2 protein-coding genes are annotated in these 586 nt (G+C 75.4%); both read left to right on the forward strand.

Annotated elements, in window-relative coordinates; all coding sequences use genetic code 11:
- On the forward strand, positions 1 to 311 hold a 311-nt coding region (locus KD1_RS17035; RefSeq protein ID WP_169795419.1), incomplete at its 5' end, for a hypothetical protein.
- A partial coding sequence (locus tag KD1_RS15475) for a site-specific integrase (protein WP_169795420.1) occupies positions 308 to 586 on the forward strand: 279 nt, incomplete at its 3' end. The genes KD1_RS17035 and KD1_RS15475, both read left to right, overlap by 4 nt.

Here is a 586-nt window from a genome sequence, read left to right on the forward strand (position 1 = left end):
TGACCCCCCTACCCGCCCCGCCGCCGTGCCCGAGCTGGTGCACCGGGCCCAGCTCGCACGCCTTCGGCGCCGACGCCACCGGCCGGGTGTGGCTGACCCACACCGGGCCGCTGGCGGCCGACCCCGAGGTATCGGTGATGTTGAGCCGCGACGACGCGCTCGACCCACCTGCACCCGGCTCGGTGAGAGTCGCCGTGCTGGCCGACGACATGTGCGAGCCCGGTCAGGTCCGGGCCCTGGCCACCACCCTGGCCCTGGCCGCCGACATCCTCGACGGGCCCGGCCCCTCGACCCACGGCGGTGCCCGATGAGCGCGAGCCTGACCCGCCCCACCGCCACCGCGGCCGAGTGGGAACCCCACGTGCGCGCGTGGATCACTCACCTACTGGCCCAGGGCAGGACCGAGACCACCACCGCCGGCTACGCCCACCATGTGCGAGCCCTGGCACTCGCCCACCCCACCACCGACCCGTGGCGGCTGACCCCGGCCCAGCTGGCCAGCTGGCTCGACGGGCACAACTGGTCCGCCAACACCCGCCGGCGCACCCTGACCAGCCTCCGTGCGTTCTACGCCTGGGCCACGGCC

The organism is Kribbia dieselivorans NBRC 106261 (genome assembly GCF_001552435.1).
GTDB lineage: Bacteria > Actinomycetota > Actinomycetes > Actinomycetales > Dermatophilaceae > Kribbia > Kribbia dieselivorans.